The 14,571-nt window shown below is 66.4% G+C and carries 10 protein-coding genes and 1 pseudogene; 9 read left to right on the top strand and 2 right to left on the bottom strand.

From position 1 onward, the window contains the following. Positions 1–21 precede the first annotated feature (21 nt). From FY251_RS20330 to FY251_RS20310, 6 genes and pseudogenes are all read left to right on the top strand, one after another. Positions 22–1,050 (top strand): glycosyltransferase, encoded by a 1,029-nt coding sequence (locus FY251_RS20330; protein ID WP_148416795.1) that lies wholly within the window; start codon positions 22–24, stop codon positions 1,048–1,050. Next, positions 1,047–3,776: a GtrA family protein gene (locus tag FY251_RS20325; protein WP_148416794.1), complete on the top strand. Its 2,730-nt coding sequence runs from the start codon at positions 1,047–1,049 to the stop codon at positions 3,774–3,776. The genes FY251_RS20330 and FY251_RS20325 overlap by 4 nt, the downstream gene beginning before the upstream one ends. Further along, the gene (locus FY251_RS20320; protein ID WP_148416793.1) at positions 3,773–5,125 is read left to right on the top strand and encodes a sulfatase; all 1,353 of its coding nucleotides are present in this window, start codon (positions 3,773–3,775) and stop codon (positions 5,123–5,125) included. The genes FY251_RS20325 and FY251_RS20320 overlap by 4 nt, the downstream gene beginning before the upstream one ends. A gap of 143 nt (positions 5,126–5,268) precedes the next feature. Further along, positions 5,269–5,736, top strand: coding sequence for a hypothetical protein (locus tag FY251_RS23355; protein WP_342765788.1), 468 nt, complete (start codon positions 5,269–5,271; stop codon positions 5,734–5,736). Beyond that, a pseudogene (locus FY251_RS20315) lies at positions 5,648–6,450 on the top strand (inositol monophosphatase family protein). Before FY251_RS23355 ends, FY251_RS20315 begins: the two are co-directional and overlap by 89 nt. A 691-nt stretch (positions 6,451–7,141) precedes the next feature. Continuing rightward, positions 7,142–7,939, top strand: a complete 798-nt coding sequence (locus tag FY251_RS20310) for an IclR family transcriptional regulator (RefSeq protein ID WP_148416792.1) — start codon at positions 7,142–7,144, stop codon at positions 7,937–7,939. 51 nt (positions 7,940–7,990) lie between these two features. On the opposite strand, the gene FY251_RS20305 is transcribed toward FY251_RS20310, so the two are convergent. Beyond that, positions 7,991–9,658: an aldehyde ferredoxin oxidoreductase family protein gene (locus FY251_RS20305; protein ID WP_148416791.1), complete on the bottom strand. Its 1,668-nt coding sequence runs from the start codon at positions 9,656–9,658 to the stop codon at positions 7,991–7,993. Between the two features lie 158 nt (positions 9,659–9,816). Here FY251_RS20305 and FY251_RS20300 point away from each other — a divergent pair, with 158 nt between their 5' ends. Both FY251_RS20300 and FY251_RS20295 read left to right on the top strand, forming a co-directional pair. After that, entirely contained in the window at positions 9,817–11,196 is a 1,380-nt protein-coding gene (locus FY251_RS20300; protein WP_148416790.1) for an aspartate aminotransferase family protein, read from the top strand. A gap of 42 nt (positions 11,197–11,238) precedes the next feature. Next, positions 11,239–11,625, top strand: a complete 387-nt coding sequence (locus FY251_RS20295; RefSeq protein ID WP_148416789.1) for a Rid family detoxifying hydrolase — start codon at positions 11,239–11,241, stop codon at positions 11,623–11,625. A 61-nt stretch (positions 11,626–11,686) separates the two neighbouring features. On the opposite strand, the gene FY251_RS20290 is transcribed toward FY251_RS20295, so the two are convergent. Next, positions 11,687–12,340, bottom strand: a complete 654-nt coding sequence (locus FY251_RS20290) for a hypothetical protein (RefSeq protein WP_148416788.1) — start codon at positions 12,338–12,340, stop codon at positions 11,687–11,689. A 452-nt stretch (positions 12,341–12,792) separates the two neighbouring features. Here FY251_RS20290 and FY251_RS20285 point away from each other — a divergent pair, with 452 nt between their 5' ends. Then, positions 12,793–14,427 carry a BCCT family transporter gene (locus tag FY251_RS20285; protein ID WP_148416787.1) on the top strand — a complete coding sequence of 545 codons (1,635 nt, stop codon included), beginning with the start codon at positions 12,793–12,795 and terminating at the stop codon, positions 14,425–14,427. Positions 14,428–14,571 lie beyond the last annotated feature (144 nt).

Genomic DNA, 14,571 nt, shown 5'->3' with positions numbered 1-14,571 from the left:
GCTACCGCCACCGCCACCGAGATGCGCGTTGCGCTCTGTCCGCACCTCTCGCTCGAACACTACCGCGGCGGCGAGAAGTGGACCGCCGCCCTCGCGAACCGACTCGCCGCCGACGGCGTGAACGTCGCCGTCCACGCGCTCCCGTACGCGCCCGGGAACACGCGCCGCGTCGCCGTCAGAGACGTTCTCGACGCGGCCGTCCCGTACCGCGAAGCGTGGCGACACGACCTCTCGGCGTACGATACCGCGTACGTGTTCTACGCGCCGCTTTCCGAACTGTTCTTCACCGGCGCAAGCCGGACCATCGCCGGCATTCACTCGTGGGTCTACGTCTCGCCGCGGCTGTTCGAATCGCACTACGGACCGGTTCCGACGGTCGTGAAGGCGCTCTACCGAACCATCGGCGCGACCGACCTCAGACGGTACGCCGCCGTCCACACCGTGACGCCCGCGTTCAGGTCGCCGCACCCGAACACGGTGTACATCCCCAACTTCGTCGACACCGACCGCTTCCGTCCGGGGAGAGTCCCGCTGGACGACGAGTTCACCGTGCTCGTTACCGCCGCGCGCATCCGCGAGAAGGGATGGGACACGGCGCGAGCGGTCGCCCGTCGCCTCCCGCCGAACGTTCGGTTACTGGCGACCGGAACCGGGAGTGACCCGCACGTCACGGACCTCGGGTTCCTTACGGAGGACGAACTCGCGGACGCGTACGCCCGAGCGCACGTCGTCCTCCACGCGGCCCGCGTCGACACCGACAGCATGGTGATAAACGAGGCGTGCGCCTCCGGAACGCCGGTCGTCACCACGTCGCTACCGACCCACGACGTCGAAAACGAGGCGGTCCTCCACCGGGACACGCCGGACGAGATGCTCGGCGCGATAGCGATGCTGTACGACGAGTGGGAACGCGGCGACGGCTACGACGAGCGGTGTCGAATCGCGCGCCGCGAAGGCGAGACGCACGGATTCGACGTCGTCTACCCGCAACTCAGGCGGTTACTGCTCGGGGAGACGGTTCCGGAGTACGCCCCGGAGGTCGTCGGATGAGCGGCGACCAGTCGGTCGTCGACCGACTCCGTTCCCTCCCGATCACCGGGCGCAACAGGCGGTTCGTCCAGTACCTCATCGTCGGCCTCGTCGGTATCAGTATCAACGAGGGGTTACTGTTCCTCGTGAGCGGCATCGGCGGCCTCTCGTACGTGATCGGTGGCACGGTCGGTCGGGTCGTGAGCACGTTCGTCAACTTCGTCATCAACGACCGCTGGACGTGGCGGTCCTACGGGAGCATCGGACACCGGCCGTGGGCGTGGCGGGCGACGAAGTACGGGATGACGCGGCTCGTCGGTATCGCCATCGGCGTCGTCGCGCTCGTCGCGTTCGTCGAACTCCTCGGACTGCACTACCTCGTGGCCAACGTCGCCGCTATCGGCGTCGGCGCGCTCTGGGGCTTCACCGCCAGCGACCGATTCGTCTGGCAGGCGAATCGGGACGGCGCGGTCGCGGGCGACCTCGGCTGGCCCGCGGTGCAGGAGCGACTGGCGAAGGTCGACAGACCGACGTGGTCCGTCGTGGCCGTCTCGGCCGGGGTGTTCGTCGTGTTCAGCCTCCTCACGGTCCAGCTCTACCGGGGGTACTGGACGACGGGGTCCGACTTCGGCTCGTACGTCCACATGCTCTCGACGACCCTCGACGGACAGGGATTTCTCATCCACGGGAAGTACCGCGTGAGTCACCCGGAAGGCTCCTACTGGGGTGCGCACTTCTCGTTGACGCTCCTGTTATTCCTCCCGCTTTTCGCGGTCGTTCGGTCGCCGATGACGCTCCTCGTCGCGAAGTCGTTCCTCCTCGCGTCCAGCGTGCTGGCCCTCTGGTTCGTCGCCCGAACGCACATCCGGAGCGACCGCCTCGCCGGGGCGGTCGTCCTCTCGTACGCGCTCAACCCGTTCCTCTGGTCGGCGTGGCTGTTCGACTTCCAGGAGCAGTCGCTGCTCCCGGTGCTCATCTTCGGCGCGTACTACGCGTACGCCCGCCGCCGATACGTCGCGTTCTTGGGCCTTCTCGCGCTCGTACTCCTCACGAACGAGTTCGTCATCTTCATCGTCATCGGCGCGCTCTCCGGCCTCGTCGTCGCGGCGTACCGCGGCGGCCGACTCGACGACGAGCGCTGGGTGCTCCTCGCCGGCTTCCTGTTCGTCCTGTTCGCGCAGGTGCTCTCCGGGGCGGTCATGGACCGATTCAGCCTCTACGGCGGTATCCCGATGGCGTCCATCGCCGGCCCGCTCAAGCCGTACGTCGGTCCGCGGGTGGGCGTCGGCGAGCTACTCGCGCTCGGCGTGCGCGACCCGACGCTCATCGTCAGCGCGCTCGGCGTGAACCTCTCCGACAAGCTGCTCTACTTCGTCGTCTTTCTCGTCCCCGTCGTCTTCCTCTCGCTGAACGACGAGGTGTCGGTCGGTGCGCTCGCCCCGTACCTCCTGTTTTCGTGGTTCTTCGCGGGGCGGTCGATTTACTACATGTTCGGCGCGCACTACCCGCTTTACCTCCTCCCGTTTCTCTACATCGGAGCCGTCCGCGTCGTGGGCCGGAGCGCGATTTCGATACCGTCTCAGGAGCTCCTGTTTCGGTTGCTGGCGACCGTCATCGCCATCAACATCGTCACGGGAGCCGTCGTCGGGTTCGACCTGAACGTCGTCCCGGTACCGACGCAGAACGAACACACTGAGACGCTCGAACGGGCCATCGACGGCATTCCCGCCGACGCGTCGTTGCTCACGCAGAACGATATCTACCCCCACGTCGCGATGCGGCCGAACGCGAACTACGTCGTTCGACCCGATATGTTCCACCAGTACCAACGGGAGTACGGAGCTATCACGCCGGAGTACGTTCTCTACGACACCCGCCTCACCGGTCGGCCGTACGACTGGTCGCGGGCCGTCCAAGCGGCCTTCGGCGACCGCCTCGGAACCGAGTACGGTCTCTATCAGTACCAAGACGGCATCTACGTCTACAAACGGGGGTACAGCGGGCGGATCGCTCTCATCGACGACGACTACGAGTTCGACGAGCGGTTCGACGCCGGCGAGTTCGAACTCAGTCAGGAGAACGCGCGGGTCGTCGGTGACGAAATCGTCGGCAGCGGGGCCGGCGAGGGCAACCTCTGGTTCGGCCCCTATATCGAACTTCCGCCGGGGAACTACACCGCGACCTACCGCGTGAACGTCGAGAGCACCGGCGACGACCCCGTGTTACGGCTGAACGTCGGCGCGGGCCACAACAGCCGGGTCGTCGCCGAGCGGACCGTCGGCGCGACCGACGGTTGGGAGAACGTGACGCTCGCGTTCACGCTCGACCGACCCACGACGGGCGTCGAGTTCCGCGGGGCACAGGCGGGCGGCGACGGGACGGCTCGGTTCGAAGCCGTCCGCGTCGTGCTCCAGTCGACCGACTACGAAACCGGCGGCTCGGGGAACGGAACGACCGCAGCGGGGGGCGCGGTGCCCCCCGAGCTGTGGATGGAACTGAACTCGGTCCCGGCCGAGGACGACCCGTCCGTCGACGCGAACGAAAGCGACGCTGACGTGGACTCGAACGAAAGCGAAAGCGACGCCGAGACCGGCGGTTCCGGCCCCGCCGAGACAGGCGGGTCCGGCGTGGCTCGACTGGCGGCGTTTCCCGCGGGGCTGACCGCCGGTCCGCCACCTGCGTCTCCCGCTCGCCCGTCACGAATCGACAGCGACCGCGCACCGTCCGCCGAGGTATCCGACGAATGAAAACGCTACTCATCACCGTCGACGCGTGGCGCGCCAGCCACGCGTCGTTCATGCCGAACAGCACAGCGTCACGAACGCCGGCCCTGGAGTCGCTCGCCGAGCGCGGCGCGGTCTTCACGCAGGCCGTCAGTCACGGCCCGGCGACGCCGTACGCGTTTCCGGCGCTGTTGACATCGACGTACCCGCTCGATTTCGGGGGGTACGAACGGATTCGAGAGGACCGGACGCTCCTGAGCGAACGGCTCGCCGACGCCGGATACACCTGTACCGGGATTCACGCGAACCCGTGGCTCGGCGAGAGATACGGCTACGCCCGCGGCTACGAGTCCTACCGCGACGTCGGGGCGTTCAGTTCCCCGACGCTCGATAGCGGCCGGGAGTTCCTTATCAACCGATTCGGCCTCGACCACCCGGTGTACCGGGCGGCACAGTACCTGTTCCGGTTCGGCAGCGCCCCGCTGTACCGCCTTCGCGGCGGGGCCGACGAGGTGTCGCTGGCGCGGCGAGCGCTCGCCGATGCGCCGGCGGACAGTTTCGTCTGGGTCCACCTCCTCGACCCGCACGCGCCCTACACGCCGCCGAAGCGACACCGCGAGGCCGTCGGCGTCCGGTTGGGTCGGTCGTCGGCAACCCAGTTGACGACGCGGGCGCAACACGCCCCGGACAGCCTCAGCGAACGAGAACGCGAGTTGGTACGCAAACTCTACGACGCCTCGGTCCGGCACGCGGACGAGCGCGTCGGAGCGCTCCTCTCGGCGGTCGGCGACGACGCGCTCGTCGTCGTCACGGCCGACCACGGCGAGGCGCTCTTCGAGCACGGACAGGTCGGTCACGAACCCGCGCTGTACGACGAGTTGGTTCACGTCCCGCTTTTGATTCGCCCGCCCGCGAGCGAAATCGCCGGCCCGCTCGTCGTCGACACGCAGGTCAGACACGTCGACATCGCGCCCACCGTCCTCGATTACGCCGGCGTCGACGCCCCGTCGTCGTTCAGGGGGCGGTCGCTCCGGCCCGCAATCGAGGGGAGAGCGATTCCGGAACGACCGGCCGTGACGGAGGTCGCGTCGACCCGGCAGACGCCCGGTCGCATCGACGAGTCCGCGTTACAGATCGGCGTCAGACTGCCCACCCACAAACTCATTTCGCGGGGAGACGAACTGTACGGGTTCGACCTGCAGGCCGACGCGGGTGAACTCGTCCCGATTCCGAACCCAGAGGGTGCCGACTGGCGGCCGCTGCACCGTCAGTTACGCGAGCGCCGCGACGCCATCGACTTCACCGGGACGGTCGCCGCCGAGCGCGACGCGGCCGTCGAGGAGCGACTCCGCGAACTCGGCTATCTCGACTGACCCGCTCTGTGTCCCGTGGGGTCGCCCGGCGAGCGCGTGGCGCGGCCCGCGTTCGCCCCCATCTCGTGCGAAGACGACGGCCACTCACGGGACCCCACATAGTGTGACAATCAACTACCAAACTCATTATTAATAGTAAATTTATGTTGTATATATACCATATGATACTCGAACTGAGTCGTTCTACAGAGTCTGACCAGACGACGTCAGTCGCGGATATCGAGCGTCGAGGTTTGACCGAGATACGAGGCGGAACGTCGGCGGCGGGGACGGCATCATTGGCCGGTTGTACGGGCGAGGCGGTGACGGTGTTCGCCGAGCCCGCACACCCGTACACGCGGGCGTTTCTGTCGGGCATCCCCAGTCCAGACCCGTCGGTGACGCCGAACCGGGTCCCGCTTACGGGCGACGTGCCGACGGCCGCCGCGGTCAGCCACACGGTGCCGTCGGCGTCGGCGGCGGAGAGACAGAAGCGCTGTCCGCTGTCCGAGGCTTTTTCTCGCCGCGTAATGCACAGTCGTCATGGACGCAGACCCCCGCGAAGCAGTCGCAGTCGCCGCCGCGGAAGTGGGAGCAGAGCACGCGTCGGCGCGGTTCAGGACCGAACTTGACATCGAACAGAAGGACGACGAAATCGACCTCGTGACCGAGGTCGACCGCGAGACGCAACGGCGGGTCATCGCGGAGATTCGAGGGAAGTTCCCCGACGACGCGGTCGTCGGCGAGGAGGAAGACGAACTGAAGACCGTCCCGAGTCGGGCTACGCGTGGATTATCGACCCGATAGACGGGACGCAAAACTACACGCGGGGGGCCCGCGAGTGGGTGACGAGCGTCGCCGTCGTCGAAGACCAGACGCCGATTGCGGCGGTGAACGTCTCACCCGAGACGGGCGACACGTACGTCGCCACGGAGGCGCGAGTCGAGCGGAACGGACTGCCCATCTCGGTCAACGACGAACCGAACACCAGCGCCTTTCTCGTCTCCTCGACGCTCCGGTACCGGGAGGGTGACAGACCGGGAATCGAACGGCTTTCGGGGGACGTCTTCGGGACGTTCGGGGAGATGCGGAAGCTCGGAACGACGCAGCTAACGCTTTCGAGACTCGCCGACGGCTCGATAGACGCGGTGGTCGGACTCGACGAGCATCCGAACGCCTGGGACACCGTCGCCGGAGCCTATCTCGTCGAGCGCGCGGGCGGGACGGTAACCGACATTCGCGGGAACGGGTGGGGACCGGGGCAGCCCGGCCTCGTCGCGTCCAACGGGCGCGCACACGACGAGGTACTCGACGCGGCGCAGGCGGCGTTCGAGGCGACGCGATAGCGGCGTCAACGCTCCGGCGTCTACGACGACCGCCCGTGGCGGCGTGACCCTGACCAACTAAATTACACAGTTACGCCTGTAATGGAGTGGGGGAGGGAGCGAGCGGGCCGAGGACGACGGCGGGGCGACAAGAGGGCGACGATATCGGCGGGACGATGCCGGCCGACCGCGGAGACACCTCAGTTCCGTTATGAATCGGTGCGAGGGGGACGCGCGGTGGATCGACGACGAACGAACACCACGGCGACGGTGCGTCAGCGGACTGGACGGCGGACGAATCGGGCGGATTCTCCAGTCGCAGAGGCTACTTAAACGTTCACGCGTCCGAAAATCTAGTCGAAAGCGGTCGTTTCGGGCGTTCGTTCGCCCCTGAAACCCGATTTCACGCGACTCGGGACAGACGGCGTTCCTCGCTTCCGAATACGTATATACAGACGAGCCGAGACGCCCGCCGAGGAACAGATAATTCCAATCACGCTGCTTCGTAATCAGCCCAGAGTCGCGTGTTAACCATTGTCATACTCCGCGGTTGCGGATAAATGTTCGACCCTGCGGAACGGTCAGATCGCAGATGAGTCGGGGCGATTCGTTCACAAGCGAGCGCCCAGTTCGAGCGTCGCCGTCGCCGGTCGGCACGGCAGCAGCCTCGAACGGAGGTACAGCTTTAACCCCTGACCGTTGACTCCCCTCCATGAATAGACACGACCCGTCCGGCGTGCTCAAGACGACCGCCGCCTCGCTGGCGCTCGTCGATCACATCCTCGAACTGGAGGGGGCGACGATGAGCGAGCTGGTCGAGGCGACGGACCTCGCGAAGAGCACGGTCCACGCTCACCTCAAGACGCTCGCCGAGTACGGCTACGTCGTGAACGTCGACAACGAGTACCACCTCGGGGCGAAGTTCTGCCACCTCGGCGACTACGTCAGGACGCGCAAGGAGTACTACCGCGTCGCCCAAGAGACCGTCTCGTGGCTCGACAGCGAGTCGTCGATGGACGCGGACTTCGCGGTCGAAGAACACGGTCGCATCGTCTCGTTGTACGGCGACCTCGAATTCGCGAACTCTCCGCGGTTTCTCATCGACGGCAGTCCGTTCCACGTCCACACGACGTGTTCCGGCAAGGCGATTATCGCCGAGTACCCGGAGACGCGGGTGCGGGAAATCATCGACCGCTGGGGGCTTCCGGCGGCGACCGACGACTCCATCACGACCGAAGACGAGCTGTTCGCGGAGCTGACGACCGTCCGCGAGCGGGGCTACGCCGAGAACAGCGGCGAGGCGGTCGAGGGGTTTTGGGCCATCGGGAAGGCCGTCAAATCGCCGCGGGGCGAGGTGTACGGCTCGCTGAACCTGAGCGGCCCGGCGTACGTCGTCGACGAGGAGACGCGGGCGACGCAGGTGGAACTGCTCGAACGCGCCGCCGAGCGGTTCGAACAGGGGGTCGCGGAACTGTACCAGACCCAAGCGAGCGAGCCGAACGAAGAGTGAAAACGAGAGGGCGAGAGAGGCGGTGAATCCGTCGGGCGGTACTGGGACGCGTTACGCCGGGACGTTTCCGGACGGAACGACGCCGTCGTCAGTCCACCCGCGACGCTCGTAGTACGCTTCGAGCGCCGCCTCGAACCCGTCTAACTCGTCGGCGTACGGGAGCGTGTCGTCGCCGCGGTCGAACCCGCGCTGGTTGTTGAAGTGCCGTTCGAGCGTGACGATGCGGTCGCCGACGGCCAGCAGGTCCTCGAAGTCGGCACCGAACAGCATCTCGTAGCGCTCGGGGGTCATGAAGTCCCGCGAGAACTTGCAGACGATGCCGCTGTCGTTGAGCGCCATCTGGTTTTCCTTCTCGATGAGGCGCTTGGGCTTGCCCTCGAACCCCTCCGGCGGGTAGGCGTCGTCCTTGCCGACGAGCGGGTACTCCTGGGAGTAGAACACCGCGTACATGTGGTCCGCGCCGCGGTTGGCGACGGCGTACGACAGGCCCTGTCCGTGGAGGACGCGCCCCTCGTGGGCGGCGAAGTCCATCCCCTTGACCGTCCAGTTCTCCACCCCGAGGTCGTCGTGGACGCGGGCGATTCCCTCGGCGAGGTCGTCGCCGACGCCCTCCCGGAGCGCGATTTTCTCCACGAGGTCGTGGATGAGGTCGGTGTTGCCGAACTCGTCTTCGCTGGCGAGGTAGGCCGCGACGGTGTTGCCGGCCGAGATGGCGTCGAGGCCGTAGCGGTCGCACAGCTCGTTCGACTTCATCACCTCGACGATGTCGTCGACGCCGGAGTTCGACCCGAACGCCATGGCGACTTCGAACTCCGGGCCCTCGGTTTCCACGCCAGCCTCCTCGTCTCTCGTGGGGAGTTTGCACGCGAACGCGCAGGCCGAGCAGGTTCCCTTCTTGTACTTTTTCTCCTCGACGGCGTCGCCGTTGATGCCCTCCGCGCCCGCGAAGTGACGCTCGGAGAAGTAGTACGACGGGAGGCCGTCCATCTCGTTTGCGAGATCGAGGACGGCGACCGTCCCCTGACGCTTCATGATGTGGTCGTCGGTGGCGGCGTCGCGGTGAATCTCCATCTGCGACGACGGAATCTCGATGTCCGGCGCGGAGTCGCCGCCGAAGGTGAGCGCCTTCACGTTCTTCGACCCGAGAACCGCGCCGAGGCCGCCGCGGCCGAACGCGCGCTCTTCGCTCGTCATGATGGAGGCGAAGCGCACGAGGTTCTCGCCGGCGGGGCCGACGACCATCGTCCGGTCGGCCTCGATGCCGTGTTCGTCGTCGAGGTACGCGACCGTCTCGGGGACCGTCGCGCCCGCGAGGTCCGGGACGGCCTCGAACTCGACGCCCTCGTCGGTGACGTGGAGGACGACCAGTTCGTCGCTCGCGCCCGTCAGTTCGACCGCCGAGTAGCCCGCGTCCGCGAAGTTCCGCGAGACGAACCCGCCGGCGTTCGACGAACAGAGGCCGCCGGTCAAAGGCGAGACGCTGGTGCAGTTCGTCCGGCCGGTGAAGCTCATGTTCGACGCCTGCATCGGGCCGGTACTGAAGTAGACCCGGTTGTCCGGGCTGAACGGGTCCACGTCGAAGGGAACGCGCTCGTGGGCGAGTCGGGTGGCGACTCCGCGCCCGCCGACGTAGGATTCGAGAATCCCGTCGATGTCTTCCGTCCGACTCGTCTCGTCCTCCAAGTCGACCGTGAGAAGCGGACCTTTCGAGTGTAACATTGGAAAAAGAAGGAGTTGCCTCGCACAAATCCATTGTGGTTACTGTTACGTCGCTAACGTGACCGCCGCGATCGACCGACGACGAAACCGGATACTGTGTACGTTATCAATAGGAATCGTGGACAAATTATTTATGACTGTTCCGCATGGGTTGAGGCATGGTCGCAGGTCCGCCGATTCACGAGTTGCACTTCGACGACGCGCCGAACGTGGGCGACGTTCCGGGGCCGAAGTCGACGCGACTCCTCGAAAAGCAACAGCGAATCGACAGCAGCGCCGTCTCGTACCCCGAGGACATCCCCATCGCGTTCGACAGCGGGAAGGGCGCGACGGTGCGGGACGCCGACGGCAACACGTTCATCGACATGTTCGCCGGCATCGGCGTGCTCAACGTGGGTCACTCGAACCCGTACGTGCTCGACGCGGTCCACGAACAGACCGACAAGTTCGTCCACACCGTCGACTTCCCGACCGAGGCGCGACTCGACCTCATCGAGAAGTTGGACGAGATCGCGCCCGAGGGGCTCCGCGGCAACAACCGCGTCGTCTTCGGCGGGCCGACGGGGAGCGACGCCATCGAGGCGTCTATCAAACTCGCCAAGTACAACACCGAGGGGACCGGCCTCGTCGCCTTCCGCGGCGCGTACCACGGCGCGACGAGCGGCGCGATGAGCCTCACCGGAAACAAGAAGTTCAAGGGCGATTACTCGCCGCTGCTTCCCGACGTGGTCCACGCACCCTACCCGAACACCGTCGAGATGGGCAAAGGCCCGCAGGAGGCGGTCGACCACTGTCTCGAAGAGGTCAAGGCCATCTTCGAGGACCCCTACGGCGGCCTCGCCAACCCGGCGGGTATCTTCGTCGAGCCGATTCAGGGCGAAGGCGGCGTCGTCACCCCGCCGAAGGGCTTCCTGAAGGGGCTCCGTGACATCGCCGACGACAACGGCGTGCCGCTCGTGTTCGACGAGATTCAGAGCGGCCTCGGGCGCTCCGGCGAGTGGTGGGCCAGCGAGTGGTACGGCGTCACGCCCGACGTGATGACCTCGGCGAAGGCGCTCGGCGGGACCGGCTTCCCGCTGTCGGCGACCATCTACCACGAGGACCTCGACACGTGGGGGTCGGGCGACCACGCGGGCACGTATCGCGGTCACGTCGTCGGGATGCGCGCCGGCACCCGCGCCATCGAGTACATCCAGGACCACGACCTTCTCGCACACGCCCGCGACCTCGGTCAGTACATCCGCGGGCGGCTCTCCGAGGTCGCAGAGGACAACCCCCGAATCGTGGACGTTCGCGGGAAGGGCCTGTTCATCGGCGCGGAGTTCGTCGACGCCGACGGCACCCCCGACGGCGACGCGGCCGACGCGCTTCAACAGTACTGCTTCGAGCGCGGCGTGCTGGTGTGGAAGGCCGGCCGGCACGGCAACATCCTGCGTCTGCTTCCGCCGCTCGTGCTCACCCGCGACCTCGCGGAGACGGCCCTCGACGTCATCACCGACGGTATCGAGGCGGTCACGGCCGAGAAACAGCGGCTCTGAGTCGCGCGCTAAGCGCACGCCACACGATTCACGCACACCACGATGCCACCGGAACGAGTCACCACGGACGACGCCCCGCGCACGGACAACCCCTACTCGCAGGGCATCGTCGCCGGCGACACGCTCTACGTCTCGGGCTACGGCCCGGTCGACCCCGAGACGGGCGAGGAGGTCGACGGCGACATCGAGGCACAGACCGAGCGCGTGCTCGACAACATCGCGGCCGTCGTCTCCGAGGCCGGCGGCGACGGCCTCGACGACGCGGTGAAACTGACGGTGTACGTCGCCGACCTCGACGACTACGAGCGGGTCAACGAGGCGTACGGCGCGCGGTTCGACGAGGTGCCGCCGGCCCGCGTCTGCGTCGAGGTCGCGCGACTGCCCGGCGACGTGCGGGTCGAGATGGACGCGATAGCGTATCTCGGGTAGTCGCGCCGCGGCGGGCGCGCCCACCCGGGGAACCGGCTCGTCGAAGCCGGAGAGCCGCCGGTCAGTCGTTCAGTTCGTCGACGCGGCGGTCGCGTCGCTCGTTCGCGGCGTCGATTCGCTCGACGAACTCGGACATCTGGGCTTTCATGTCGGCGCGCAGGTCGGTCGCCGAGAAGTCGTCGGACTCCGCGAGGAGCCTGACGAACGCCTGTAGCTCCTCGTCGGTGAGCTGGTCGAACGCGCCGCGTTCGAGCTTATCGATGACGGCGTCGACGTCGATTTGGCCGACCGGTTCGACGTTGAAATCGACCGTGACCATCCGGTAGTCGGAGCCGGCGAGCTCCTGTTCGGCCTTGTTGACGCCCTCGGCGAGCATGTCCTTGAACGGGGTGTAGTAGCCCATCGTCCCGAGGTGGAGAAAGGCGAGCATATCGGTGATGCCCCGCGTGTACGCCTCGCGGTCGGCGGCGTCGGGGTTGAACACCGTCTCTCGGTCGCGGTCTTCGAGCGACTCGAACAGGATGGTGAAATCGAGTATCGCGTTGCGGAGGCGGCGTCGAATCCGGTTTCGCTTCTGTTTTTTCGAGTGGTCGGTGTAGTCGGTCTTCCGGCCGAGCAGGAACTCGCGGTCGCTCGGGGTCAGGATGCCGCGGCCGCGGTCGGCGGCGTAAGCGAGGTCGTCGGTGCCGTCCGTTCCGTCGCCGTCGTTTGCCATATACAGAACGCGTGTACGAATTCGATTAAGCGTTACGAACGGACCGGATATTCGGCCGAAACGGGCCAAAGTCCGGCGAGTTCCGGAGGTCTGTCTACAGTTCGTGTGAAACGGGCGAGCGAAGGGGAGCCAACGGGCGTCGAGAGCGCCGCCCCGACTGCGACGAGACGGCTCACTCGCGACGTGTCGGCGACTTTTCGACCGTTTGTAAACAGATTTCGTTCTCGGCGTCACCGATAACCACAAATTTTATTGGGAATGTACGCACTTGTCGTGATGTAAGACATCACGTAGCATGGTGTCCGGCGGAGCGATAGTATGACAGACCATACCATAGCACACGCGTGCAACGGTCGTCGTGTCGCACAGCACGGGGCGCGGGCCTCGACCAGACAGTTGAGAGGTGGCGGTCCCGTCCAGACGGGGGCCGAGGGCGCTCCCGCGCTCGGGGGGTGTCGGCGGTGAGTTCCTCGAACGGCGCGGTCGGTGAGTTCCTCGACGAGATCGAGCCGGTGGTGTTCGCGTTCGGGGCGGCGATAACGCTGCTCTTCGTCGGCGCGTTCAGTCTCAACCCCGAGGCCTCCTACGACTTCGTCCTCGGGATTCGCCGGTGGATCCTCGCCACGTTCAACTGGTTCTTCCTGTTGGCGATGCTCGGGTTCGTCCTGTTCTTGGGCTTCGTCATCTTCGGGCCGTGGGGGAACCTGAAGCTCGGCGACGAGGACCCCGAGTACAGCTTCCTCTCGTACTTCGCGATGATGTACTCCGCCGGACTCGCGGCGGGTATCGTCTTCTGGGGACCCGCCGAGGCGCTGTTCCACTACTCGTCGGTCCCGCCGCTGTACGGGGCCCAAGCCGAGTCGGCGGCGGCGATGCCGCTCGCGGTCCAGTACTCCATCTTCCACTGGAGTCTGACTCAGTGGTCGTGTTTCACCGTGATGGGCCTCGCCATCGGGTACTTCGTCTACAACTACGACGCGCCGCTTCGAGTGTCGGCGGTTCTGACGCCGATTCTCGGCGCGGACAACGTGGACGGCGCGATCGGGAAAGTCGTCGATATCCTCGCCGTGTTCGCGACGCTCGGCGGCGTCGCCACCTCGCTGGGCTTCATCGGGAGCCAGTTCATCACCGGCCTGAACTTCCAGTGGGGTATCCAACTCGGCGACGTGGGGACCGTCCTCGTCATCACCGGCATGGTCGTCATCTTCACCGTCTCGCTGGTGTTGGGCGTCGACAAGGGGATTCGCCGGCTCTCGAACTTCAACATGGCTCTGTTTTCCCTGTTGATGCTGGCGACGCTGATATTCGGGCCGACCTTCCGCATCCTCGAACTCGGCACGCAGGCGACCGGCGGCTTCGTCGGCGACTTCTTCGAGATGAGCCTGTTCACGCAGGCCACCGCGACCAGCGCCACCAAGTGGGTCAACGCGTGGACCGTGTTCTACTGGCTCTGGCCGCTGGCGTGGTCGCCCTTCGCGGGCCTGTTCATCGCCCGCATCTCGCGCGGTCGGAGCGTCCGCGAAGTCGCGTTCGCCGGTATCGGCGCGACCTCGCTGGCGACGGTCCCGTGGTTCGCCATCGTCGGCGGCGCGGGCGTCATCATGCAGCACACGGGCGCGGCGAACGTCCTCGGACCGGTCTCGGAGTACGGCGAGGCGGTCTCGGGGTACGTCCTCTTCGGTAACCTCCCCATCGCCGGGCCGCTCCTCCTGTTCGCGTTCCTCGTGCTCGTGACGACGTTCTTCGTCACCTCCGCCGACTCGTCGACCCTCGCGGTGTCGATGATGACGACCGGCGGAAAGGAAGAGCCGTCGGCACTCAACCGCATCTTCTGGGCCGTGCTTCAGGGCGCGGTCGCGTCCATCCTGATGGTCGTCGGCGGCGTGAACGCCCTGCAGTCCGCGGCGATTATCACGGGCGCGCCGTTCGCGATTATCTGCGTGGTTGCGACGCTCGGGCTCATCCACACCTTCCAAGACGACTACGGGAGCCTCCTCCTCCAAGACGAGACGAGCCTCTGGGGGAAATCGGAGTCGACCGGCGGGCAAGCGCCGGCCGCGAACGTCTCCAGCCACGACGACGACTGACGCCGAATCCAGCCGAACGTCGTTCCGTCCCCGTCTCTGTCCCCGTCGCCGTCCGTCTCCGTCCTCTGCGGCCCGGTTCCGACCGCGAGCGCCGGCGGCGCGGCCGATGCGGTCGACCCGACCGTCGCGGACAGACCCACACGG

This window comes from Haloferax sp. KTX1, assembly GCF_902410085.1.
GTDB classification, from domain to species: domain Archaea; phylum Halobacteriota; class Halobacteria; order Halobacteriales; family Haloferacaceae; genus Haloferax; species Haloferax massiliensis.
This window is presented reverse-complemented; position numbering and strand designations above follow the sequence as displayed.